Origin of the sequence: Actinacidiphila epipremni, assembly GCF_012034175.1 — a bacterium.
Lineage (GTDB): Bacteria > Actinomycetota > Actinomycetes > Streptomycetales > Streptomycetaceae > Actinacidiphila > Actinacidiphila epipremni.
The window spans coordinates 22,871-46,444 of record NZ_JAATEJ010000009.1 but is presented as its reverse complement, the minus strand read 5'-3'; the positions used below and the strand labels follow the sequence as shown (position 1 = coordinate 46,444).

Here is a 23,574-nt window from a genome sequence, read left to right as displayed (position 1 = left end):
CCGCTACGGCCACCTTCCCGGAAGGAGAGACCGTGGCCGCCATACCTGTCTACCCGTACCGTCTCGCGCCCGCCGGGCTCATGACTCGCCGCCAACTCCGTGCCGCCGGACTCCGGCCGGGCGGGGCCGATCCGGTCGCCGAGATCCGGTGGCGCCGCGGCCGGCGCTTCGCTCTGCTCTACGACGCTCGGCGGGCCCGGCCCGTCCGCCCCATGACCCCGGGCCTGTGGCGGGCCCACGCCGCGATGATGCGCGCCCGCCGCACCTGCCCGGCCTGCCGGACCGATAGGGGCTACGTCATCCCCCGGTCACTCGGCACCTGCCTGCTCTGCGCTGACAGCGCAGACACCTGACGCACACCCGTGAGCGGCGGTCTCCCGGCCAAGGACAGCCCGCCGCCCACGGTCCTCCCTATCCCGAAGGACAGGAGAAACCCAAGCATGGCTCATCCCAACCCCTCTGCGCTGCTGTCCGCAGCGTTGGCCGCCGCCGCAAGGGGCTGGCCGGTCATCCCGCTGCGGCCCGGCCGCAAATACCCGGCGCTGCACGGAGAAGACGCCTGTCCCCGTACCGGCGACTGCGCCGAAGGGCACCGGAAGTTCGAGCAGCGCGCCACCATCGATCCGGAGCGCATCCGGCGGTGCTGGGCTGCCGGGCCGTACAACGTCGGTATCGCGACGGGTCCGGCCGGGCTGCTGGTGGTCGATCTCGACACGCTCAAGCCGAAGGACAAGAAGGGCACGCCTGACGGCGTGGCGTCCTTCCTGGCGCTCTGCGAGCGCGCCGGGCAGGCCGTTCCCACCACACGTACGATCCGGACTCCCAGTGGTGGGCGGCACCTGTACTTCACCGCGCCCGCCGGGGTCCGGCTGGGCAGCAGCAAGGGCACGCTCGCCCCGAAGATCGACACCAGGGCTTGGGGCGGGCAGGTGGTCGCTCCCGGGAGCGTGACCGGTGAGGGCCCGTATGCGGTTCTGGACGATGCGCCCGTTGCAAACCTACCCGAATGGCTCCAAAGCGCCGTGACGGCCCCTCAGGGGCCCGTTGCGGGCCCGTTCCGCGCCTCGCCGGTCCGTAACGCCACGCGCGTTGCTGCGGTGGCGCTCGACCGGGAATCCGCAGCGGTCGCCGGAGCCACCGAGGGCGGGCGGAACGCCGAGTTGCTGCGTGCCGTACGGGCTGTGGGCCGGTTCGTGGCGTGGGGAGACCTCGACCGCGGCGCCGTGGAAGAGGCTTTTCAGGCGGCGGGGGAGTCTGCCGGACTCCCGGCGGGCGAGTGCCGGGCCACTATCCGTTCCGCGCTCAACTGGTCCATTCGCACCGCCCGGCCGCGGGAGGCAGCGTGAAACCGCCGACCCCGCCCCGCCGCCTGAAAAGCCCTGCGCCCACCCCCGGCCAGGCCAAGACCGCCGAACCGGCGGTTCCCGACGCGGCGAGTAGCGCGCCGAAAGGTGCCGCCCGTCAGGGCGTCATTTCAGCTCTTCGTCCTGACCAGCACCAGAGCGACGGACGCCGGCCGGTCGCGTGGCTTCATGTCGTGGCTCCGCCGGACTGGCGCGCCATTCCCCGCGGCGAATCGCACTGCGAATGCGGCCGACACGTCGAAGCGGTCGGCCGCGCCGAAGTGCTCGCCCTGGTCCACGCACACAACGATCACCGCACCACATGCCCGCTCCGCACCACCGCACGCGAAAGGAGGCAGGCAGCGTGACCACCGAGAACGGCGCCTCCCTGCTCGACGAGGTGGAGGCATTCCACCGCCGATTCAACGCCTTCCCCACGGAAGCGGCGTACGTCGCCGTGGTCCTGTGGAACGCCCACACGCACCTGCTCGACTGCTTCGACTCGACGCCGCGGCTCGCGTTCCTCAGCCCTGAACCGGGTTCGGGAAAGACGCGCGGGCTGGAGATCTGCGGGACGCTGGTCCCCAACCCCATGGCCGCCGTGAACGCCTCGCCGGCCGCGCTCTTCCGGGCGGTATCCGGCATGGAGACCGGTCGTCCCACGATCCTCTTCGACGAGATCGACACCGTCTTCGGGCCGAAGGCCGGGGACAACGAGGAACTGCGCGGCCTGATCAACGCCGGTCACCGCCGTATCGGGGTGTCGTACCGGTGCGTGGGCGACGGCGGGCAGCAGACCGTACAGGAATTCCCGGTCTACGCCGCTGTGGCCGTCGCGGGACTCGGTTGGCTGCCCGACACGATCCTGCACCGGTCGGTCATCATCCGGATGCGGCGCCGGGCCCCCAACGAGCACGTGGAACCCTTCCGGAGCCGTATCCACGAACCGGAGGGACACGCGCTGCGCGACCGCCTCGCGAAGTGGGCGGATTCCGTACGCGACCGCGTCACGGGTGCCTTCCCGGAGATGCCGGAAGGGGTCACCGACCGACCGGCGGACGTGTGGGAACCCCTGCTCGCCGTCGCCGACGCCGCCGGCGGTGACTGGCCGCAGCGAGCCCGGGAGGCATGCGCCGCACTGGTCGCCGCGGCGGCTGCCGGCGACAAGGCGTCGCTGGGAATCCGGCTGCTCACCGACCTGCGCGACACCGTGTTCTGCGGGGCCGACCGGATGCCCACCGCGCAGATCCTCGCCGCCCTCAACACCCTGGACGAAGCGCCATGGGCCGACATGGGCGGCAAGCCGCTGGACTCCCGGCAGTTGGCCAAGCGGCTGGGGGAGTACGTCAACGCCGACAACCAGCCCATCAAAGCCCGCAACATGCGCGTCGGCGAGGGAGTGTCCAAGGGCTACTACGCCGCGGATCTCGCCGACGCATGGGCCCGTTACTGCCCCCCGGCTCGGAAGTCCGCTACATCCGCCACGGAAGCCCTTCCCGGAGCGTTGACCAGCGGCGACGACGTAGCGGACGTGGCGGCCGGTAGCCGCTACGACGCCGCTACGAACGCCGGTTCCGCTACGCCCACGCTGCCGCTGTAGCGCATCCGTCCGCTACAGCCCATCCCGCCGCTACGCCGAAAGGTTGCCCTGACCTGCGGCGTAGCAGCGGTAGCGGCTGTAGCGGACTTGGAGGGGGGAGGGGCCGCCTCCCCTCTCCCGAACCACCGACACCAGCGCGAAGGAGAACCAGTGACCACCGCCGTCACCGACGCTGCTCCGACCACCGTTGCGCGGCGTCTGCACTGCGTGGAAGCGGCTGCCGAACTCATCGGCGTGGGCCGTTCCACCGCTTACGAGGAGATCCGATTGGGGCGGCTGCGGACGGTCCGCGTGGGCCGTCGCCGCCTGATCCCGACCGAGTACATCGAGGAGTACATCGACCTGCTCAAGGCCGAAGCCACCGCCGCCGCCTGACCACAACCGACTTCGCAGACGAAGGGCCGCGCTCGCACATAGCGCGGCCCTTCCGTCGAAAGGCCCGACGCTGCATGACAACCGAACCCAAAAGCTCCCGCAAAGCGGGAAACGGCGCTGACTCGATCTACTGGGACGCATCCAAGAACAGGTACGTAGGCGCGGCCTCCCTCGGCTTCACCCCATCCGGCAAGCGCCGGCGCGTGAAGGTCCGAGGGAAGACGAAAACCGAAGTACGCGCCAAGCTCCGTGAGCTCAAGAAGGAAGTGGAGACGGGCGTCAAGACGCCCGCCAACTACACGGTGGCCGACGCCGTGAACGACTGGATCGGCCGCGGCCTCAAAGGGCGGGACGAGAAGACGGTCGACAAGTGCCGGAGCCTCGCCGACAACCACGTCATCCCTTTCCTGGGCAAGGCCAAGCTCAAGGACCTCACGGCGGACGACGTGGACGACTGGTTGGACGACCGGGCCGACGCGCTCGCGACACGCTCCCTGCGAGAGGTCTACTCGGTGCTTCGCCGGTCCATCACCCACGCGCAGCGCAGGGACAAGGTGCTGCGCAACGTCGCCGACCTGGTCACCGTGCCGGAGGGACGGCCGGGCCGACCGAGCAAGGCCCTGACGCTGGACCAGGCGAAAGCCGTGCTTGCCGCGGCACAGGGGACCAGGCTGTACGCCTACGTCGTCCTGTCCCTGCTCATCGGCATTCGCACGGAGGAAGCCCGGCCGCTCACCTGGGACCACGTCCACCTCTCGCCACCGGAAGGCACGGTGCCGCACGTCGAGGTCTGGCGGTCGGTGCGCCGGCACGGGGACACCAAGACCCGGAAGAGCCGTCGCACGCTGGCATTGCCGCAGCAGGTGGTGAAGGTACTGGAGCAGCACCGAACCTGGCAGAAGCAGGAACGGGCGTGGGCAAGGCTGGAGTGGTCCACGTCGGGCCTGGTCTTCGCCACCAGGACGGCGAACGCGCTCGACGCCTCCCACGTCCGCCGCGACTTCAAGGCCATCGTGGTCAAGGCCGGGCTGACCCGCGACTGGACCCCACGGGAGCTCCGGCACAGCTTCGTGTCCCTGCTCTCGGACCACGGCATCCCGCTGGAGGTGATCGCCCGTGTCGTAGGTCACAGCAGCACGGCCACCACAGAGGCCGTCTACCGGAAGCAGCTCCGGCCGGTGATCACCGAGGGCGCCGGCGCCATGGACGAGATCTTCGCCGTGGGCGGGGGAGAGGAGGACGGCGAGCCCGGCTGATCTGGCGGTCGGTGGCTCCCCTTCTGGCTCCCCTGCGCACAAAAAAGGTGGGCCGGTCACATACGGAGATCCGTATGTGACCGGCCCACCTGCTGCTTTCCGAGTCGGGGTGGCGGGATTTGAACCCACGGCCTCTTCGTCCCGAACGAAGCGCGCTACCAAGCTGCGCCACACCCCGGTGCAACGGGGATAACTTTAGCGGACGGCGGGCTGTGGGCGAAATCCGGTTTCGGTGGGGGTCAGGGTGAGGAGGGTGGCCTCGGGGGGGCAGGCCAGGCGGAGGGGGGTGTAGCGGTTGGTGCCGCAGCCGGCGGAGACGTGGAGGTAGGAGGTGGAGCCGGTGGCGGTGTGGGTGGACAGGCCCTTGACGCGGTCGGTGTCGAGGTCGCAGTTGGTGACCAGGGCGCCGTAGAAGGGGATGCAGAGCTGGCCGCCGTGGGTGTGGCCGGCGAGGATGAGGGGGTAGCGGTCGGCCGTGAAGGCGTCGAGGACGCGCAGGTAGGGGGCGTGGACGATCGCCAGGGGGAAGTCGGCGTCCGGGTCGGGGCCGCCGGCGACGCGGGCGTAGCGGTCGCGCTTGATGTGCGGGTCGTCCAGGCCCGTCAGGCTCAGCACCGGGCCGTGGTCGAGCTTGACGTGGCCGCGGCTGTTGCTCAGGCCCACCCAGCCCGCCGCGTCGAACGCGTCGCGCAGGTCGCCCCAGGGGTTGCGGATCACGCCGTGCGCGCTGTGGCTCTTGCCGTTCAGGCCGTGCTGGCCGCGGGCCTTCTCGACCAGGTAGCGCCCCGGGTTGCGGAACTTCGGGCCGTAGTAGTCGTTCGAGCCGAAGACGTACGCGCCCGGGAAGCGCATCAGGGGGCCCAGCGCGTCCAGCACCTCGGGGACGGCCGTGGGGTCCGACAGATTATCGCCGGTGTTCACCACCAGGTCCGGGCGCAGGCCGGCCAGCGACTGCAGCCAGCGGGCCTTCTTGCGCTGGCCCGACACCATGTGGATGTCGGAGATCTGGAGGATACGGATCGGGCGCATGTCCGGTGGCAGCACCGGGACCTCCACCCTGCGCAGCCGGAACGACCGCACCTCGAAACCCGCCGCATAAGCCAGGCAGGCCGCGCCTGCCGCCGTCACACCGAGAGGTACTCCGTATCGCGCACGCATCCCCCCATCGTGTCAGAGGTGGGGGTGGGGCCGGCGCCCTGTGGGGCTCCCTGTGGGATCCTCTCCGGGGTTCTTCCCCGGTTCTCCCGGTTCTCCCGGGTTCCTTTTCGGTTGCTCCGGCTTCTTCGGGCTTCTCCGAGCTGGCTCCGTGGCCTTCGCCGGCCGTCGTTTGTCCTCCGCTGACCATCGCCCGTGGCCGGGCCGAGCGTTAATCCGGGGCACCTCCCTCGGGAGGGTGCCAAAATCGGGGGCATGGACACGACCCTCAAGCAGCGACTCAAGGACGACCTCACCGCGGCGATCAAGAGCCGGGACGAGCTGCGTTCCGCCACGCTTCGGCTCACGCTGACCGCCATCACCAAGGAGGAGGTCGCGGGCGCGACGGCGCGGGAGCTCTCCGACGAGGAGGTGCTCACGGTCATCGGCCGCGAGGCGAAGAAGCGCCGGGAGGCTGCGGAGGCGTTCGAGCAGGGCGGCCGGGCCGAGTCCGCGCAGCGGGAGCGCGCCGAGGGTGAGCTCCTGGCCGGGTATCTGCCGCAGCAGCTCAGCGACGAGGAGCTTGCCGTCCTGGTCCGGGAGGCCATCGCCGAGTCCGGCGCCGAGGGGCCCAAGGGCATGGGGGCCGTCATGAAGGTCGTCAACCCGAAGGTCGCCAAGCGCGCGGAGGGCGGTCGCGTCGCCGCCGAGGTCAAGCGGCAGCTTGGTGGATGACTTGTGACTTGTGGCCTGTGACCTGCCACCTGCCACCTGTGACCTGCCACCTGTGACTTGTGGCCTGTGACTTGTGACTTGTGTTCACCTGGTGGGTGACCTGTTCTTGGTGGGTGACCCGGTTGCCTGCCGCCCGTTCGCTTGAGGGCAGGCTCCCCACCTCGCCGCCCACGTGAACTTGAGCGCGGGCTCCCCGCCCCCCCCGCCCACGTGAAATGGGCGCCCCCCGCCAAGGAGGGCGCCCCTTCGTACGCTCAGCGCCGCAGGCTCACGCTCGGGTGCTCACGGGCCCGCCGTACCGCCGCCGCCACCTCTGCCGTTGCCGCCGCCCGCGCCCCCGCCGTTGGCGCCTCCGTTGGTGCCGCCGCCGAGCGTGCCCGGCGGGAAGGAGAAGGTCGGGAACGGGTTCGGCAGGTGGCCCTTGCCGTCGTCCGGTGGGGTGGTGGCGCCGTCGCCGGGCTGGTTCGGCTGGTTGTTGCGGGGGGCCGGGCCGGGCAGCGGGACCGTCACGAAGTGCTCGTTCGACGTGCCGTCCAGCGCGCCGAGCATCGCGTCCTTCCAGATCGGCGCCGGGCCGGTCGCGCCCTCGACCTTGTCGAAGGTCTTCGGGCCGATCTTGACCTTTATCCCGCCGTTGTCGGCCGCGCCGGCGTACATCGACAGCCGCTTGCCGTGCGGGCCCTTGCCGAACGGGTCGCCCAGCCACACCGCGGAGGCCAGCGAGGGGGTGTAGCCGGCGAACCAGGCGTCCTTGCGCTCGTCGGTCGTACCGGTCTTGCCTGCGGTGTCGCGGCCGGGGAGGTCGGCGGCGGTGCCCGTACCGTCGTCGACGACGCCCTTGAGCATGCTGTTGAGGGTGTCCGCGGTGTTCTGCGACATCGCCCGGTTGCAGATCGACTTCGGCACCGGCAGCTGCTTGCCGTTGGACGCCTTCACCGACTGGATGGCGACCGGCGTGCAGTAGACGCCGCGGTTGGCGAAGGCCGCGTAGGCGGCGGCCACCGACAGCGGCGAGACCTCGTTCGTACCCAGCGTCAGCGAGGCGCCCTGGACCATGGGCTTGCCGTCGGCGCGGACGACGCCGAGCTTGTTGGCCATGTTGAGGATCGGGCACAGGCCGACGTCGGCTTCGAGGGCGACGAAGTAGGTGTTGATGGAGTGCTTGAGGGCGTCGGGCATGGAGTACGGCCCGACCTCGCTCGGCATCTCGTTCTGGGTGCCCTCGCCGGAGTGCGCGTGGATGGTCTGGCCGGAGCAGTTGGTGACGTCCGGGTAGGTGTCCATCTTGTTCGGCGACGGGTAGGTCTGGTCGGGCTTGAAGCCCGCCTCCAGGGCCGCGGCGGCCGTTATCGGCTTGAAGGTCGAGCCCTGCTGGAAGCCGCCGCTGCTGCCCATGGTCTTGTCGACCGACAGGTTGATCTGCGTCTGGTTGGTGCCGAAGCCGTACGGCTTGCTCTGGCCCATGGCGATGATCTTGCCGGTGCCGGGCTGCACCATCGTGTCCGCGGCGACGAACTTGTCGCTCTTGTAGACGTGCTCGCCCAGGCCCTTCATGAGCGACTTCTGCGACTTGGGGTCGAGGGTCGTGGTGATGGTCAGGCCGCCGGTGTCCCAGGTCTTCTGCCGATCGGCCTTGGTCTTGCCGAAGGCGGCGTTGGTCAGGAACGAGTTGCGGACGTAGTCGCAGAAGAAGCCGGCGCCGTTCGCGGCGGTGATGCAGCCGTTCTTCGGGGAGCTGACCTTCAGGCCCAGTGGGGTCTTCTTCGCCGCGTCGGCCTGCGCCGGCGTGATGTCCTTCAGCTGTGCCATCCGGGTGAGCACGGTGTTGCGCCGGGCGAGGGCGGTCTCCGGGCTGGTGACCGGGTCGTAGCGGCTCGGCGACTGCACCATGCCGGCCAGCAGCGCGGCCTGGGTCAGGGAGAGGTTCTTGGCGGAGGTGCTGAAGTAGCGCTGCGAGGCGGCCTCGATGCCGTAGGCCTGCTCGCCGAAGAAGGTGATGTTGAGGTAGTTCTCCAGGATCTTCTTCTTGCCGAGCTCCTTCTCGACCTGGATCGCGTACTTCATCTCCTTGATCTTGCGCCCGATGGTCTGCTGGGTGGCCTGGGCGACCTTGGTCGGGTCGTCGCCGGCCTCCTCCACGAAGACGTTCTTGACGTACTGCTGGGTGAGCGTGGAGGCGCCCTGGGTGTTGCCGTCGGAGGCGTTGTTGCTGAGGGCCCGCAGGATGCCCTTCAGGTCGAGGGCGCCGTGCTCGTAGTAGCGCGAGTCCTCGATGTCGACTATCGCCTTGAGGATGTTGGGGCTCATCTGCTCGATCGGGACGACGGTGCGGTCGCGCGAGTAGACGGTGGCGATCAGGCCGCCCTTGGAGTCCAGGATCTTCGACGCCTGACTGAGCGGCGGGGCCTTGAGCTCGCCGGGCAGGTCGTCGAAGCCGGCCGCCGTGCCCTTCGCCGACAGGCCGAGCGCCCCGACGGCGGGCAGGGCGATCCCCGCCAGGACCGCGCCGGCCAGAACACTGACGCCGAGGAACTTGGCGGCCTGCTGGGCCGTCGTCAGCCCCCCGCCCGAACGCTTGTGAGCCATGGAGGCAGCCTACGTGGCGAATCCCCGGACGTACGCCCAGGTGTTCGCCTAGTCTGTAACAGACAGGGTGCGAACGTCGGCGCGCCGCTGTCTCCCGTCCTCACTCTTGTGAGTGATGAGAGGTGCCCGGATTTCGGTATATGCCGGAGGACCCGGTACGTACGGCACATGCTGCCGTCCCGGTTGTCCGCCGTATGTGCCGAGAGGTCCGGTATGACCAGCGGTCACTCCGTTGGGTGATGTGCTGCGCACGCATAGTCCATTCGGGCCATGCAAGATTGGGCCTGAAAGGGCTGTTGCGCCGCGCCTACCTTCCGTAACGTCCTCAACTGGCAACGGTGAATATGCCGGTTGCCGCCGTGGGGGAGCCTCGATTTCGGGAGAGGACGGCGCCAGCATGAGCAGCTGGGTAACCGACTGGAGCACGCAGGCCGCTTGCAGGACGACGGATCCGGACGAGCTCTTCGTCCAGGGTGCCGCGCAGAACCGGGCGAAGGCGGTGTGCACCGGATGCCCGGTACGCACCGAGTGCCTGGCCGACGCGCTGGACAACCGGGTGGAGTTCGGGGTGTGGGGGGGCATGACCGAGCGGGAGCGCCGCGCACTGCTGCGCCGCCGTCCGACGGTCACGTCCTGGCGGCGCCTGCTGGAGACCGCCCGCACCGAGTACGAGCGCAGCACCGGGCTGCTGCCGCTCGGTGACGAGGAGGACTACGCCGCGGCGGGCTGACCCTCCGCGAGCTCCTCGCCGATCGCGCGCAGGCCCTCCAAGTCGTGGACGTCGCCCGGCAGGGCGGTGACCTCGATCATCGGCACCTCCGGGTGCACCGACACGAAGCGGTCGCGGGTGCGTCGTTCACGCGCGACCACCTGCATGCGTTCGGCATGGAGGCGCAGCAGGCCGGCCGCGAGCCGTTCCGTACCGGCGTCGTCCGGTCGGTCCTGCCGGGAGTCAGCATGCCCGGCCCCGTGATCCACAATGCGGCGGTCATCGTTTTTTCCGGTGAGAGCCACGTCACTCCCGCCAGGACCGCCCCCCGCGGACCCCCCGGACTCCCCGGGCCCCGCGGACTCCGCCGACTCCCCGGACCCCTCGGCCTCGTCCGCCGCCCAGTCCTCCAGCTCCTCCGCCGCGGCCAGCGCCCGCTCCGCCGTCAGCTGCGCCGCCCCGCTGCCGTGCACCCGGTTCAGCACCAGGCCGGCCAGCGGCATGTCCTCGTCGGCCAGCCGCTCCACGAAATACGCCGCCTCGCGCAGCGCGTCCCGCTCCGGGGCCGCGACCACCAGGAAGGCCGTCCCCGGCGCCTGGAGCAGCCGGTACGTGGCGTCGGCGCGGGTGCGGAAGCCGCCGAACATCGTGTCCATGGCCGCCACGAAGGTCTGGATGTCACGCAGCAGGCTCGCGCCCATGACCTTGTTGAGGGTGCCGGTCATCATCGACATCCCGATGTTCAGGAACTTCACGCCGGCCCGGCCGCCGACCTTCGCCGGCGCCATCAGCAGCTTGATGAACCGGCCGTCCAGGAAGGAGCCCAGGCGCTTGGGGGCGTCCAGGAAGTCCAGCGCGCTGCGGCTCGGCGGGGTGTCGACGATGATCAGGTCCCATGCGTCCTGCGCGCGCAGCTGGCCCAGCTTCTCCATCGCCATGTACTCCTGCGTACCGGCGAAACCGGCCGACAGCGACTGGTAGAACGGGTTCTCCAGGATCGCCCGGGCCCGCTCCGGATCGGAGTGCTGGACCACGACCTCGTCGAACGTCCGTTTCATGTCCAGCATCATCGCGTGCAGCGAGCCGCCGGCCGACCGATCGATTCCGGCCACCTCGCGCGGGGTGTTGTCCAGCTCGGTCAGGCCCATCGACTGCGCGAGCCGGCGCGCCGGGTCGATCGTCAGTACGACCGCGGTACGGCCGCGTTCGGCGGCGCGCACGCCGAGGGCCGCGGCGGTCGTGGTCTTGCCGACGCCGCCGGAGCCGCAGCAGACGATGATCCGGTTCTTGCGGTCGTCGAGCAGCGGGTCGATCTCCAGCACGGGGCTCTCCAGGCTCATGTCACCACTCGCTTCACGTCACAGGTCGCCGTCGGCGGCGGGGCCGGCGGCGCCTTCCTGGGCGGCTTCCGGGGCTTCCGGGGCTTCCGGGGCTTCCGGGGCCTCGGCGGCTTCGTCGGCGGTGTCGGGGCCGGCGCCGTCCGGGTAGGCCGCCTCGTACAGGTCCTCGCCGTCGTACGGGCCCTGCGCCGCGTCCCCGCCCGCCGCCTGCGTCCCGCCCGGCACGGCCTGCTTGCGCAGGGAGTCCGCGAGCCGGTAGAGCCCGCCGAGGTCCACGCCGTCGCCCAGCAGCTCCAGCTCGCGCACCGGGAGCCCGAGGCCGGCGATCGCGGCGCGCTGCTCGCGCTCCAGCACCACCCGCTGGGCGTGCTCGTGGGCCTGCGCCAGCAGCGGGTCCACCAGCCGCTCGGCGACCCCGCCGCGCCGCGCGCCGCCCAGGCCCGCCTGCGACAGCGCCTTGGCCACCGCGGTACGCCGCTTGCCGGCCGCGACCGCGCCGCTGTCCTCGGCCGCCCGGGCGAGGTCGGCGTCGCCCAGCAGCACGGGCCGCACCATGTTGACGATCACCGCGCCGACCGGCAGTCCGGCCGCGCGCAGCTCCGCGACGCCGTCCATCGTCTCCTGGACCGGCATCTCCTCCAGCAGCGTCACCAGGTGGATCGCGGTCTGCGGGGACTTCAGCACCCGCATCACCGCCTGCGCCTGGTTGTGTATCGGGCCCATCCTGGCCAGGCCCGCGACCTCGTCGTTGACGTTGAGGAAGCGGGTGATACGGCCGGTGGGCGGGGCGTCCAGCACCACGGCGTCGTAGACGGGCCAGCCGGCCTTGTCCTTGCGGCGCACCGCCTCGCACACCTTGCCGGTCAGCAGGACGTCCCGGATGCCGGGGGCGACCGTCGTGGCGAAGTCGATCGCGCCGAGCTTGCGCAGGGCGCGGCCGGCGCGGCCGAGCTTGTAGAACATCTCCAGGTAGTCCAGCATCGCGAGCTCGGCGTCGATGGCCAGCGCGTTGACCTCGCCGCCACCGGACGCCGAGGCGATCCTGCGCTCCTCGTACGGCAGCGCCTCGGTCTCGAAGAGCTGGGCGATGCCCTGCCGCTCCTCGACCTCGACCAGCAGCACGCGCCGGCCCTCCGCGGCGAGGGCGAGCGCGAGGGAGGCGGCGACCGTGGTCTTTCCCGTGCCGCCCTTGCCCGTCACGATGTGGAGCCTGACGGCTGATGACTGTTGAGCGCTCACCTTGCGAGCCTAATTCCTTGTTAACGGCCACGGTGGCGCTGGGGCGAGGTCAGCGTGGTGTTCGAGTGGTGAGGGCCGTCACGTCTGTTGCGAGCTGGGCTCAGAAGCCTCTGGTTAGAGCGTGCGGGCGGTCCTCCCACTCGGGGTGGTGGCAATCACGTGGGTGCCGAACGGATGCCTTTGTCCAACCGGGCGTGAACGCCTCCGTACAGGGCGGCGGCGTGCGGCGCCTCCGTGGTCGCCACTACAGAGCAGCGGTGGCTCTGTGGGTGCTGAAGGGAACGTCTCCGAAAGACCGGGCCTTTGAGGCCTCGACCAAGAGCGGCGTCCTTCAGCACCTGCCCGGCCACCGCTGCCAGCCGGCGATTCGCTCGTTGAAGTCGGTGGTGCGAGCCCGCTGCACGGTGACCTCTTGCTACGCCAGAGCTGCTTGAGCTCCTGCTGAGACCGAGACCCGTGGGGCGCGCTGGTGCCGCGAACGGCTAGTGAGGTGGCGGACCGGCCCTGGGCCGAGTCCTGGAATCAGGTCGCTGCGTGGCCCGCATGCGCTCGTGACCAGCGCAAACACTCACGGCAAGGGAGGAACAACTTGATCTACTGCGGAATCGACTGGGCCGAACGGACGCACGACGTAGCCCTGGTCGACGACTCCGGCCAGCTGCTGGCCAAGCGCCCCATCACCGACGACGCAGCCGGCTACACGATCCTGTTAGACCTGCTCGCCGAGCACGGCGACACCGAGCAGGACCCGATCCCGGTGGCGATCGAGACCTCCCGCGGCCTGCTGGTACCGCGACCGGCACTCCGTCTCACGCAAAAAGTCCGATCCCGGCGACGCCCTGGTACTCGCGAACATCCTCCGCACCGACATGCACGCCCACCGGCCACTGCCTGAGGACAGCGACCTCGGCCGCGCGGTCGCCGTCCTCGCCAGGGCACAGCAGGACTCCCTGTGGAACCGGCAGCAGCTCGCCAACCAGCTCCGATCCCTGCTGCGCGAGTACTACCCGGCTGCGCTGGACGCCTTCGCCACTTGGACCAACGGCCTGTGCCGCCCAGAGGCCCGAGAACTCCTCAAGGTCGCACCAACACCCACCCGTGCCGCGCGGCTGACCCGCACCCAGCTCCAGGCCGCTCTCAAACGCGCCGGCCGCCAGCGCGGCATCGAGGCCGAGGCTGAACGGCTCCGCGAGGTCTTCCGCGCCGAATCGCCCACCAGCCCCAGCTGGTCGAAGACGCTCTCGGCAAGCAGATGCTCGCCCTCCTCGCCCAGATGGAAGCCGCCTGCACCGCCGCGGACCAGCTCGCAGAGGCGGTGGGAGAGGCGTTCCCTCAGCACCCGGACGCCGAGATCCTGCTGAGCTTCCCCGGGCTCGGCATCCAGCTCGCCGCCCGGATTCTCGCTGAGATCGGGGACGACCACACCCGCTTCGCCGACGCCCGCGGCCAGAAGGCATACGCCGGCTCCTCACCCATCACCCGCGCCTCCGGCAAGAAGTCGTCCATCACCAGACGGTGGGTGAAGAACGACCGGCTCAACCACGCCGGCTACCTCTGGGCCTTCGCTTCGCTGAGGGCCTCCGCCGGGGCCAACGCCCACTACCGCCGACGACGCGAACACGGATCTTCAACCGCATGATCGGTCAGCTCTACTACTGCCTCCAGCACCGCCGGCCCTTCGACGAGAGCCTGGCCTTCCCGACCTCGCCAGAAGCCGCGGAAGCATCTGCCGCATAGATCGACCGACCGAGCCGCTCTTCTCACTCAGGGAGGACGAGACCATGGTCACGCAACTGCGGCAGACAAATCTCCAGGCAGGCTTCCACCGAGGCCGCATCAGTGCGTACGAGCAGGTCCCCATGGAACGGGGCACCGCTCGCGACGAAGGTCCACGGCCTGACTCCGTCACGCATGCGTTCCGCATCCGCCTTGAACAGCACCGTGACGCCCTGCTCGGCCAGCGCCTGCATCACGCGCACCACGTCGGCCAAAGCTCCATCCTTACCCGTTCGAATAGGACACGTCACGCTACACGGACCTTCGGACCAGGACTTGACGCCGTAGCAACGTGAGGTGTCTAACCACTGGCGGGCGGGGCACGCCCTGGGTCCCGGCGAGGCGATAAAGTCGCGGCATGGCGAAGAAGTGGGAATACGCGACCGTGCCGCTGCTCGTGCACGCGACGAAGCAGATCCTCGACACGTGGGGCGAGGACGGCTGGGAGCTGGTCCAGGTGGTGCCCGGGCCCAACAACCCCGAGCAGCTGGTGGCGTACCTCAAGCGGGAGAAGCAGGCGTGAGCGCGGTCGCCGCGCGGCTCGCGGAGCTGGGCCTGACGCTGCCCGAGGTCGTGCCGCCGCTGGCCGCGTACCAGCCGGCGGTGAGGTCCGGGTCGTACGTCCACACGTCCGGCCAGCTGCCCATGGTCAAGGGCGAGCTGCCGGCGACCGGCAAGGTGGGCGCGGAGGTCTCCCCGGAGCGGGCGAAGGAGCTTGCCGCGGTGTGCGCGCTCAACGCCCTGGCCGCGGTCAAGTCCGTCGCCGGCGACCTGGATCGTATCGCCCGCGTCGTGAAGGTCGTGGGTTACGTCGCCTCGGACCCGTCCTTCACGGGCCAGCCCGCGGTCGTCAACGGAGCGAGTGAGCTTCTTGGGGAGGTGCTGGGCGAGAAGGGTATCCACGCCAGGAGCGCAGTCGGCGTCGCCGTCCTGCCCCTCGACGCGCCCGTCGAGCTGGAGCTCCTGGTCGAGCTCACCGACTGACGACGCGACTGCGGCTGCGCCGCGGGGTGACACCCAGGGGCGCGGGGAACTGCGCGCTCAGCCGGCCACCGGCCGGTGGTCCGGATCGGACCGAACAGCCCCTTTGGGTCGGTGACGACGTGCGGGCCGCATGTGGCTGGTCGCGCAGTTCCCCGCGCCCCTGGTGTGCCGGCCCGCGGCGCAGCCGCAAGCCCCGCCGGTCGCGCCCACGCGGCGGCAGCCGCACAACAAACACAGCCCCGTGCCCCTGGGGGGCACCCCGTGGGGTGAGGGGGGCCTCGAAAGATGGGAGGGGGAGACGTACGCTCCGGGGATGAGGAAGACGTGGGCGGAGCGGGTGGGGGCGTGGGAGCGGGGGGAGCTGGAGGTCGTGGCGGCGCGGCGGGCGGCCACCGTGCTGCTGCTCAGGGACGAGCCCGCCGGCGCCCCGGCCGTGCATATGCTGCGGCGGCGTACGTCGATGGCCTTCGCCGGCGGGATGTACGCCTTCCCCGGCGGCGGGGTGGACCCGCGCGACGAGCGCCCGGTCCGCTGGGCCGGACCCCCGCTCGCGGAGTGGGCCGCCCTGCTCGGCCTGGAGCCGGCCGCCGCTCAGGCGGTCGTATGCGCCGCGGTGCGCGAGACGTTCGAGGAGTCCGGCGTCCTGCTGGCCGGCCCGGCGGACGCCCCCGACCTCGTACGTGACACCACCGGCCCGGGCTGGGAAGCCGACCGCACCGCCCTGGTCGGCCACGAGCTCGCCTTCGCCGACTTCCTCGACCGCCGCGGCCTGGCCCTGCGCAGCGACCTGCTGCGGCCGTGCGCCCGCTGGATCACCCCGGAGTTCGAGGAGCGCCGCTACGACACCTGGTTCTTCCTCGCCGCCCTCCCGGCCGGCCAGCTCACCCGGGACGTCTCGGGCGAGGCGGACCGCACGGTGTGGCTGCCGGCCGCGCAAGCCGTCGCCGGCCACGACAGCGGCGAGCTGTCGATGCTGCCGCCGACGATCACGATGCTGCGCGACCTGCTCCCGTACGACAGCGCCGAGGCGGCCCTGGCCGGCGCGGCCGGGCGCGACCTCGCGCCGGTGCAGGCCACCGCGCGCCTGGACGAGGCCGGCTCGGTCGTGCTGACCTGGCCCGGGCACGGGAGCTTCACGCGCACCGCCGCGCCCGGCGGTGAGGCCCGGTGAGCGCGGGGACGGCGCCGGGCGCGCCGCGGGCGACGGTCGGCGGGTGGGCGACGCCCCGCGCGCTGTGCGTGCTGGCCCCCAACCCCTCCCCGATGACGCTGGACGGCACCAACACCTGGCTCCTCGCCGAGCCGGACTCCGACCTCGCCGTCGTCGTCGACCCGGGCCCGCTGGACGAGTCCCACCTCGCCGCGGTCGTCGGGGCCGCCGAGCAGGCCGGCAAGCGCGTGGCGCTCACCCTGCTCACCCACGGCCACCCGGACCACGCCGAGGGCGCCGCCCGCTTCGCCGAGCTGACCGGCACCCGCGTACGCGCCCTGGACCCGGCGCTGCGGCTCGGCGAGGAGGGGCTGGCGGAGGGCGACACCGTGACGGCCGGCGGGCTTGAGCTGCGGGTCGTGGCGACGCCGGGGCACACCGCCGACTCGCTGTCGTTCCTGCTGCCCGCCGACGCCGCCGTGCTCACCGGCGACACGGTGCTGGGCCGCGGCACCACCGTCGTCGCCCACCCCGACGGGCGGCTCGGCGACTACCTGGACTCGCTGCGCCGGCTCCAGGCCCTCACCGTCGCCGGTGAGGTCGACACCGTCCTGCCGGGCCACGGCCCGGTGCTCGGCGACGCGCGCGGCGCCGTCGAGTTCTACCTCGCCCACCGCGCCCACCGCCTGGCCCAGGTCGAGACGGCCGTCGAGACGGGGCTGCGTACTCCGTCCGAAGTCGTCGCACACGTCTACGCCGACGTCGACCCGGCGCTGTGGCCCGCCGCGGAGCTGTCCGTACGGGCCCAACTCGACTACCTGCGCGAACACGGAATCATCGAGCTGCCATGAACCCCCTTGCCTCCAAATCCCCCGCCGGATCCCCCGCAAAAGACTCCGCAATAGGCCACGGCTCTGCCATAGGCGCAGCCTTGGACGTCGCCGGCGTCTTCACCCCGCAATCCGCCGCGTTCGTCGCCGACCCCTACCCGGCGTACGACGAGCTGCGCGCGGCCGGCCGCGCCCTGTACTACGCGCCGACCAACCAGTGGCTCATCCCGCACTACGACGATGTCAGCGCCCTGCTGCGCGACCGCCGGCTGGGCCGTACGTATCAGCACCGCTTCGCGCACGAGGACTTCGGCCGCACCCCGCCGCCGCCCGAGCTGGAGCCCTTCACCGTCCTGAACGACAACGGGCTGCTGGACCTGGAGGCGCCCGCGCACACCCGGATCCGCCGGCTGGTCGCCAAGGCGTTCACCCCGCGCCGGGTCGAGGAGCTCGCACCGGTCGTGCAGCGGCTGGCGGACGAGCTGGTCGCGGGGCTTTACGCGGACGGCGGCGGCGACCTGCACGCCCGGGTCGCCGAGCCGCTGCCCGTCGCCGTCATCGCGGAGATGCTGGGCATCCCGCCCGCCGACCGCGCCCTGCTGCGGCCCTGGTCGGCCGGCATGACGGCGATGTACGAGCTGAACCCGGGCCCGGACGCCGCCCGCGCGGCGGTGACGGCGAGCGAGGAGTTCTCCGCCTACCTGCGCGCGCTCATCGCCGCCCGCCGCTCCGACCCCGGCGAGGACCTGATCAGCGCGCTCATCGCGGTGCACGACGACGGGGACGTGCTCAGCGAGCAGGAGATGGTCTCCACCTGCGCGCTGCTGCTCAACGCCGGCCACGAGGCCACCGTCAACACCACCGCCCTGGGCTGGCTCCAGCTCTTCCGGCACCCCGACCAGCTCGCGCTGCTCGCCGCGGGCCGGGACGACGCCGAGCGGCTGGCGGACGGCGTCGAGGAGATCCTCCGCTACGACACCCCGCTCCAGCTCTTCGAGCGCTGGGTCCTGGACGACATCGAGGTCGGCGGCACGGTCATCCCGCGCGGCAGCGAGGTCGCGCTGCTCTTCGGCTCCGCCAACCGCGACCCGGCGCGCTTTCCCGACCCGCACCGCTTCGACGTCACCCGCCCGGCCGCCGGCAACAAGCACGTCAGCTTCGGCGCCGGCATCCACTACTGCCTCGGCGCCCCGCTGGCCCGCCTGGAACTCGCCGCCTCCTTCGGCGCCTTCCTGCGCGACGCCCCGGGCATGCGGCCGGCCGCCGAGCCGCTGTGGCGGCCCAACTACGTCATCCGCGGCCTCCAGGAGCTGCCGGTCACCTGGTGAGCCGTACGGCCGCGCACAGGGGCGTACAGGCCCGCGTACGGCCCTCCGTACGCCCTAGCCGGCCGTCAGGGGCAGCTGGCGCGGCACCGTCAGGCGCCAGGCCGCAGGCTCCACCGTCCAGGTGCGGGAGCGGACCGGGCCGGTCACGGCGGAGTCGGCGCGGTAGCGGAAGTCGCGGCCCGAGACGGTGACGGAGCGGGCCCGGGCGCGGACCTGGCCCGCGCCCTCGGGGCGGCGTACGCACACCTCGGCGTAGCCCGCGGGGGCCGGGCGGACGGACACCTCCTGCACGGGCTGGTCCAGGTCGGTGAGCAGGACGCCGTCGGCCTCCACGCGCAGCCGCTGGCGCGGCGGTTGGTGGTGGCCGCCGGCGGGTATGGGCGCGGTCAGCGTACGGACCAGGGAGCGCGCGGTCTTCTCCACCGGCGTCCACCAGTGCGCCGCCGTCCGGGCGATCGGCGTGCCGCACGGGATGCTCAGCGCGCCCAGCACGATGCCGCCGCTCTCGTCGACCAGCAGGTCCAGCTCGCGCTGCGCCCCGTCGAGCACCGCGCGGGCCGCGGCCGGCACGTCCCCGGGCACGCCGAAGCCGCGGGCGAGCGCCGAGCGGGTGCCGATCGGCACGAGGGACAGGGGCGCGTCGTGCAGCGCGCGGTCGCGGTGCAGCGCCCGTACCGTACGCAGCAGGGCCAGGTCGTCGCCGAGCAGGACGGGGTGCCGGCGGCCACGGTGGGCGAGCGCCCGCTCGGCCTCCTCGGCGGACTCCGGGAAGACGATCTTCACCGACGCGGCACCCGCGCACAGCACGTCCTTGGCGATACGGACCGACTCGCCGTCGGCGGCGCGGGCCGCCGGGTCGACGACCAGGAGCAGCGGCGCCCTCCGGACGGCGTCCGGCGGGGGATGGCCAGGAGGGTGACCAGGAGGGTGAGCCGACACCTTCGTCCTTCCTCAGGTAAAATCTCGGTGCAAGAGCCCCTTGCGCCGTTGCGTCAGGGGCTTCGTCTATTCCGGGGCAGGTTCGACGGCTCTCTGCACGTTGGACATGCCCCGCCCGGAAGGGGTGTACGCCTGTGCCCGCACTTGTGCTGCTCGGCGCTCAGTGGGGTGACGAGGGCAAGGGGAAGGCCACCGACCTGCTCGGCGGCTCCGTCGACTACGTGGTGCGCTACCAGGGCGGCAACAACGCCGGCCACACGGTTGTCGTCGGCGACCAGAAATACGCACTGCACCTCCTCCCCTCCGGCATCCTGTCGCCGGGTTGCGTGCCGGTGATCGGCAACGGCGTGGTCGTGGACCCCGCGGTCCTGCTCTCCGAGCTGAGCGGGCTGAACGACCGCGGCGTGGACACGTCCAAACTGCTGATCAGCGGTAACGCCCATCTGATCACGCCCTATCACCAGACCATCGACAAGGTGACGGAGCGCTTCCTCGGCAACCGCAAGATCGGCACGACCGGGCGCGGCATCGGCCCGGCGTACGCGGACAAGATCAACCGGGTCGGCATCCGGGTGCAGGACCTCTTCGACGAATCGATCCTCCAGCAGAAGATCGACGCCGCGCTCCAGGACAAGAACCAGATCCTGGTCAAGATCTTCAACCGGCGCGCGATCAGCACCCAGCGCGTCGTCGAGGAATACCTCGGATACGCCGAGCAGATCAAGGACTTCGTCGCCGACACGACGCTCGTCCTGAACAACGCGCTGGACGAGGGCAAGGTCGTGCTCATGGAGGGCGGCCAGGGCACGCTCCTCGACGTCGACCACGGCACTTACCCCTTCGTCACCTCGTCGAACCCGACCTCCGGGGGCGCCTGCACCGGTACCGGCGTCGGCCCCACGAAGATCACCCGGGTGATCGGCATCCTCAAGGCGTACACAACGCGCGTGGGTTCGGGACCGTTCCCGACCGAGCTGTTCGACGAGGACGGCGAGCGGCTGCGCACAGTGGGCCACGAGTTCGGTGTCACCACCGGCCGCAACCGCCGCTGCGGCTGGTTCGACGCGGTCATCGCGCGCTACGCCACCCGGGTCAACGGCCTGACGGACTTCTTCCTCACCAAGCTGGACATCCTCACCGGCTGGGAGCGCATCCCGGTGTGCGTCGGCTACGAGGTCGACGGCCGCCGGGTGGAGGAACTGCCGTACAGCCAGAGCGACTTCCACCACGCCAAGCCGATCTACGAGTACCTGCCCGGCTGGTCGGAGGACATCACCAAGGCGAAGACCTTCGCCGACCTGCCCAAGAACGCGCAGAGCTATGTGAAGGCGCTGGAGGAGATGTCGGGCGCGCCGATCTCCGCGATCGGGGTCGGCCCGGGCCGCACCGAGACGATCGAGATCAACCCGTTCCTGTGAGCTGACGCCCAGGGCGAGGGCTTGGGGAGGCCGCGGTCAGGAGACCGCGGCCTTCTCGTACGTCGGCGGGTCCTTCTCGCCCGCGACGCCGAGGCGGCGCAAATGGGTGCCGTCGAGGAGGGTGACGGTGGTGGCGCCGCCGGGCTGGCAGGAGGCGGCGGGGGTGCCGTCCGCGACCAGCGACGGGCTCAGCCGCGCGGGCGGCCCGGCGTCGGTGACCGACATGTGCCATTCGCAGTGGTAGAGCGTCGCCGTGCCGTCCGTGCGCTCGCCGGTGAGCTCCACCGAGCCGTCCTGGCGGACGGTGAGGGTACGGGTGTCGGTCACGCCGGGGGCGGAGTCGTACGACGCCCGCCAGGTGCCGACGAGGTCGTCCGGCGCGGTGACGGGCACGGGCGGCGTCGGGGTCGCGGTCCCGGTCGGGGTGTCCGCGGCGGTGGGTGTCGGGGCCTGCGGCGGGGGCGCGCTGGTGGCGGTGCCGGCGGGGGCGCCGGTGGTCGGCGTGGCAGTGGGCGGAGCCGTGGCCTTTTGCGGAGCCAAAGCCGTGTCCGAGGTGGCGCCGGGCGCCGCGGGCGGGGCGCCGCGGTCGGACCGGCCGCCGCTCGCCTTGACGACGACGTAGGCGGTGGTGCCGCCCGCGATGACGGCGAGCAGCGCCAGGACGGCGACGAGCGCGCCCCGGCCGCCGCGCCGGGGCGCGGGGGGTGCGGGCGCGGGCTGCGGGGCCGGCGCGGGCTCGGGGGCCGGTGCCGGTACGGCGGCGGGCGCGGGTATGGGCGCGGGTGCGGCTATGGACGGCTCGGGCGCCGGCGTGGCCGGCTGCGGTGCCGGGTCCGGGGCCGGCGCCGGGAGGTCCGCGGGGCGCTGCGGCGCCACGAGCGTCGGGTCGGCCGCGCCGGCGACCTCCGCCTCGGCCTCCAGCTCCAGGAGCTGCACCGCGTGCCGACCCAGCTGCGCCACGATCGCCCCCGGCAGCCACGGCTCGGCGTCGGGCCCGTCCGCCCCGGCGGGGATCAGCTCCAGCACCTCGGGCAGCGAGGGGCGGCCCGCGGGCTCCTTCGTCAGGCACGCGGTCACCAGGGGCCGCAGGCCCTCCGGGACGGCCGCCAGGTCCGGCGGCTCCTGCACGATGCGGAACATCTGGGCGTGCACGCCGCTGCTGGCCGCGCCGAAGGGTTGCAGGCCCGTGGCGGCGTAGGCGAGGACCGAGCCGAGACAGAAGACGTCGCAGGCGGGCGTGACGCGGTCGCCGCGCACCTGCTCGGGCGACATGAAGGCGGGGGAGCCGACCATGTCGCCGGTCTGCGTCAGCGACCCGGAGCCGTCGGCGACGGTCTCCAGCGCGCGGGCGATGCCGAAGTCGATGACGCGCGGTCCGTCGATCGTGATCATCACATTGGACGGCTTGAGGTCCCGGTGCACCAGGCCCGCGGTATGAATGTCGGACAGCGCGTGCGCGAGCCCCGCCGCGAGCACCGTGACTGAACGCTCCGGCAGCGGCCCGTAGTCCTTGACCACCTGCTGGAGCGAGGGCCCGGCCACATACCCCGTCGCGACCCACGGGATCTCCGCCTCGGTGTCGGCGTCCAGCACCGGCGCGGTCCACTTGCCGCCCACTTGCAGCGCCGCGCGCACCTCGCGCCGGAAACGGGTGCGGAACTCCTCCTGCGCGGCCAGTTCCGCGCGCACCAGCTTCACCGCGACCGTACGGCCGCGGTCGGAGCGGGCGAGGTAGACCCGGCCCATACCGCCGGTGCCCAGCCTGCCGAGCAGCCGGTACGCGCCGATCCGCTGTGGATCGTCCCCTCTCAGCGGCTCCACCATCGCCGTTCCCCCGCCCCCGGTATGCCGTTCCCCCTGCCAGAGCGAAGAATATGCCGACCAACTGCCGGTGCGATCAGGTGGTCTTCCGCCAAATGAGCAGCTGATGATCATCGAGCCGGCCATCGGACGATCACGACGATCGCGAGGATGATCATCGGACGGTCGTAGGGCACTCATGGGGCACTCACGGGGCGCTCATGGGTCGGTCATGGGTCGGCCACAGGGCGGACGCATCACCGCCCGGCCTCGCTTATGGTGTCGGGCGGCGCGGAAACCACCCGCGCGGGTGAAGCGCGAAGGAGGACGCGGGATGCCGGAGGTCGGCGGGCCGGCCACGCCGCTGCGGCGCAGCAGCCTGCGCCAGCAGATCGCCGACGCGCTGCGTGACGAGATCCTCACCGGCCGCCTCCAGGCCGGCCGGCACTTCACCGTCAAGGAGATCGCCGAACTCTACGGCGTGTCCGCCACCCCCGTGCGCGAGGCACTGGTGGACCTGGCCGCGCAGGGCCTGCTGGAGGTCGAGCAGCACCGCGGCTTCCAGGTGCGCCGGCTGACCGCCGCGGACTTCCGGTCCCTCACCGAGGCCCGCGTCTTCATCGTGGAGGCGTTCTTCCGCGAGCTGGCCGGGCAGGGCATGGGCGCGGTCCCCGGCGACGCGCTGGCGTCGGTGCGGCGCCGCGCCGAGGCCGCCGCGCGGGCCGCGCAGTCCGGCAGCCTGGACGTCCTGGTCGGCTGCGACCTGCGCTTCTGGCGCGAGCTCTCGGCGATCGCCGCCAACCCGCACATCTGCGAGTTCATGGACCGCGTCCGCACCCAGACGTGGATATACGCCGTGCCGCACCTGCGGGCGCTCAGCGACGCGGCGGGAGTGTGCTGGGCCGGGCACGTCGCCCTGGTCGACGCGGTCGCCGCCCGCGACATCGAGACCGCGCACACCCTCACGAGCCAGTACGACACGCACACCCGCACCCTGATCGAGAAGCTCGCCCCCGCCCGCTCCTGACGCGG

At 71.7% G+C, this 23,574-nt stretch carries 21 protein-coding genes, 1 tRNA gene and 2 pseudogenes; 15 read left to right on the top strand and 9 right to left on the bottom strand.

The genetic code is table 11. The annotated features are described in order from the left end of the window. Positions 1–32 precede the first annotated feature (32 nt). Both HCN08_RS35305 and HCN08_RS13815 read left to right on the top strand, forming a co-directional pair. The gene (locus tag HCN08_RS35305) at positions 33–353 is read left to right on the top strand and encodes an RRQRL motif-containing zinc-binding protein (protein WP_322974431.1); all 321 of its coding nucleotides are present in this window, start codon (positions 33–35) and stop codon (positions 351–353) included. A gap of 87 nt (positions 354–440) precedes the next feature. Further along, positions 441–1,346 carry a bifunctional DNA primase/polymerase gene (locus tag HCN08_RS13815; RefSeq protein ID WP_167983337.1) on the top strand — a complete coding sequence of 302 codons (906 nt, stop codon included), beginning with the start codon at positions 441–443 and terminating at the stop codon, positions 1,344–1,346. Between the two features lie 128 nt (positions 1,347–1,474). On the opposite strand, the gene HCN08_RS13810 is transcribed toward HCN08_RS13815, so the two are convergent. Then, positions 1,475–1,642: a hypothetical protein gene (locus tag HCN08_RS13810; RefSeq protein WP_167983297.1), complete on the bottom strand. Its 168-nt coding sequence runs from the start codon at positions 1,640–1,642 to the stop codon at positions 1,475–1,477. A gap of 23 nt (positions 1,643–1,665) precedes the next feature. Between HCN08_RS13810 and HCN08_RS13805 the strand changes: the two genes are divergently transcribed. The 3 genes from HCN08_RS13805 to HCN08_RS13795 all read left to right on the top strand — a co-directional run bounded on the left by HCN08_RS13805 (position 1,666) and on the right by HCN08_RS13795 (position 4,574). Beyond that, on the top strand, positions 1,666–2,943 hold the full coding sequence (locus HCN08_RS13805) for a DUF3631 domain-containing protein (protein WP_206318770.1): 1,278 nt from the start codon (positions 1,666–1,668) through the stop codon (positions 2,941–2,943). Between the two features lie 150 nt (positions 2,944–3,093). Continuing rightward, positions 3,094–3,318, top strand: a complete 225-nt coding sequence (locus tag HCN08_RS35300) for a helix-turn-helix domain-containing protein (protein ID WP_167983335.1) — start codon at positions 3,094–3,096, stop codon at positions 3,316–3,318. 74 nt (positions 3,319–3,392) lie between these two features. Further along, positions 3,393–4,574: a site-specific integrase gene (locus HCN08_RS13795; protein WP_167983334.1), complete on the top strand. Its 1,182-nt coding sequence runs from the start codon at positions 3,393–3,395 to the stop codon at positions 4,572–4,574. A 104-nt stretch (positions 4,575–4,678) separates the two neighbouring features. Here the strand turns inward: HCN08_RS13795 and HCN08_RS13790 are convergent. Both HCN08_RS13790 and HCN08_RS13785 read right to left on the bottom strand, forming a co-directional pair. Next, positions 4,679–4,752: transfer RNA gene (locus HCN08_RS13790), tRNA-Pro, on the bottom strand. Positions 4,753–4,769: 17 nt separating this feature from the next. Next, positions 4,770–5,732, bottom strand: a complete 963-nt coding sequence (locus HCN08_RS13785) for a metallophosphoesterase (protein ID WP_167983333.1) — start codon at positions 5,730–5,732, stop codon at positions 4,770–4,772. 252 nt (positions 5,733–5,984) lie between these two features. On the opposite strand from HCN08_RS13785, the gene HCN08_RS13780 reads away from it, so the two are divergent. After that, positions 5,985–6,443 (top strand): GatB/YqeY domain-containing protein, encoded by a 459-nt coding sequence (locus HCN08_RS13780; RefSeq protein WP_167983332.1) that lies wholly within the window; start codon positions 5,985–5,987, stop codon positions 6,441–6,443. A gap of 282 nt (positions 6,444–6,725) precedes the next feature. Here the strand turns inward: HCN08_RS13780 and HCN08_RS13775 are convergent, their stop codons facing one another. Further along, positions 6,726–9,029, bottom strand: a complete 2,304-nt coding sequence (locus HCN08_RS13775; protein WP_167983331.1) for a transglycosylase domain-containing protein — start codon at positions 9,027–9,029, stop codon at positions 6,726–6,728. A 397-nt stretch (positions 9,030–9,426) separates the two neighbouring features. On the opposite strand from HCN08_RS13775, the gene HCN08_RS13770 reads away from it, so the two are divergent. Then, positions 9,427–9,759, top strand: coding sequence for a WhiB family transcriptional regulator (locus tag HCN08_RS13770; RefSeq protein ID WP_167983330.1), 333 nt, complete (start codon positions 9,427–9,429; stop codon positions 9,757–9,759). On the opposite strand, the gene HCN08_RS13765 is transcribed toward HCN08_RS13770, so the two are convergent. Together HCN08_RS13765 and HCN08_RS13760 are read right to left on the bottom strand one after the other, a co-directional pair. Further along, complete coding sequence (locus HCN08_RS13765) at positions 9,741–11,078, bottom strand: ArsA family ATPase (RefSeq protein WP_167983329.1); 1,338 nt, start codon at positions 11,076–11,078, stop codon at positions 9,741–9,743. The genes HCN08_RS13770 and HCN08_RS13765 overlap by 19 nt on opposite strands. Before the next feature lie 222 nt (positions 11,079–11,300). Then, a pseudogene (locus tag HCN08_RS13760) lies at positions 11,301–12,317 on the bottom strand (ArsA-related P-loop ATPase); the annotation flags it as partial. Positions 12,318–12,906: 589 nt separating this feature from the next. On the opposite strand from HCN08_RS13760, the pseudogene HCN08_RS13755 reads away from it, so the two are divergent. Continuing rightward, positions 12,907–14,054 (top strand): annotated as a pseudogene (locus HCN08_RS13755) (IS110 family transposase). A 23-nt stretch (positions 14,055–14,077) separates the two neighbouring features. Here the strand turns inward: HCN08_RS13755 and HCN08_RS13750 are convergent. Next, on the bottom strand, positions 14,078–14,299 hold the full coding sequence (locus tag HCN08_RS13750) for a hypothetical protein (RefSeq protein ID WP_322974444.1): 222 nt from the start codon (positions 14,297–14,299) through the stop codon (positions 14,078–14,080). Between the two features lie 152 nt (positions 14,300–14,451). On the opposite strand from HCN08_RS13750, the gene HCN08_RS13745 reads away from it, so the two are divergent. The 5 genes from HCN08_RS13745 (at position 14,452) to HCN08_RS13725 (ending at position 18,385) form a co-directional block, all read left to right on the top strand. Next, the gene (locus tag HCN08_RS13745) at positions 14,452–14,616 is read left to right on the top strand and encodes a DUF4177 domain-containing protein (RefSeq protein WP_073494871.1); all 165 of its coding nucleotides are present in this window, start codon (positions 14,452–14,454) and stop codon (positions 14,614–14,616) included. Continuing rightward, positions 14,613–15,077 carry a RidA family protein gene (locus HCN08_RS13740; RefSeq protein ID WP_167983328.1) on the top strand — a complete coding sequence of 155 codons (465 nt, stop codon included), beginning with the start codon at positions 14,613–14,615 and terminating at the stop codon, positions 15,075–15,077. Before HCN08_RS13745 ends, HCN08_RS13740 begins: the two co-directional genes overlap by 4 nt. A 313-nt stretch (positions 15,078–15,390) precedes the next feature. Next, positions 15,391–16,248 (top strand): NUDIX hydrolase, encoded by an 858-nt coding sequence (locus HCN08_RS13735; protein ID WP_167983327.1) that lies wholly within the window; start codon positions 15,391–15,393, stop codon positions 16,246–16,248. Then, positions 16,245–17,078, top strand: a complete 834-nt coding sequence (locus HCN08_RS13730; RefSeq protein WP_167983326.1) for an MBL fold metallo-hydrolase — start codon at positions 16,245–16,247, stop codon at positions 17,076–17,078. The genes HCN08_RS13735 and HCN08_RS13730 overlap by 4 nt, the downstream gene beginning before the upstream one ends. A gap of 80 nt (positions 17,079–17,158) precedes the next feature. After that, positions 17,159–18,385 (top strand): cytochrome P450, encoded by a 1,227-nt coding sequence (locus HCN08_RS13725; RefSeq protein ID WP_240970074.1) that lies wholly within the window; start codon positions 17,159–17,161, stop codon positions 18,383–18,385. 54 nt (positions 18,386–18,439) lie between these two features. Here the strand turns inward: HCN08_RS13725 and HCN08_RS13720 are convergent, their stop codons facing one another. Further along, positions 18,440–19,252, bottom strand: coding sequence for a diacylglycerol kinase family protein (locus HCN08_RS13720; RefSeq protein WP_167983466.1), 813 nt, complete (start codon positions 19,250–19,252; stop codon positions 18,440–18,442). Positions 19,253–19,458: 206 nt separating this feature from the next. Here HCN08_RS13720 and HCN08_RS13715 point away from each other — a divergent pair, with 206 nt between their 5' ends. Beyond that, positions 19,459–20,742 carry an adenylosuccinate synthase gene (locus HCN08_RS13715; RefSeq protein ID WP_167983324.1) on the top strand — a complete coding sequence of 428 codons (1,284 nt, stop codon included), beginning with the start codon at positions 19,459–19,461 and terminating at the stop codon, positions 20,740–20,742. A 36-nt stretch (positions 20,743–20,778) separates the two neighbouring features. Here HCN08_RS13715 and HCN08_RS13710 read toward each other — a convergent pair whose 3' ends face one another. Further along, complete coding sequence (locus HCN08_RS13710) at positions 20,779–22,566, bottom strand: serine/threonine-protein kinase (RefSeq protein WP_167983323.1); 1,788 nt, start codon at positions 22,564–22,566, stop codon at positions 20,779–20,781. A gap of 310 nt (positions 22,567–22,876) precedes the next feature. Here HCN08_RS13710 and HCN08_RS13705 point away from each other — a divergent pair, with 310 nt between their 5' ends. Next, complete coding sequence (locus HCN08_RS13705) at positions 22,877–23,569, top strand: GntR family transcriptional regulator (protein ID WP_167983322.1); 693 nt, start codon at positions 22,877–22,879, stop codon at positions 23,567–23,569. Positions 23,570–23,574: the final 5 nt, after the last annotated feature.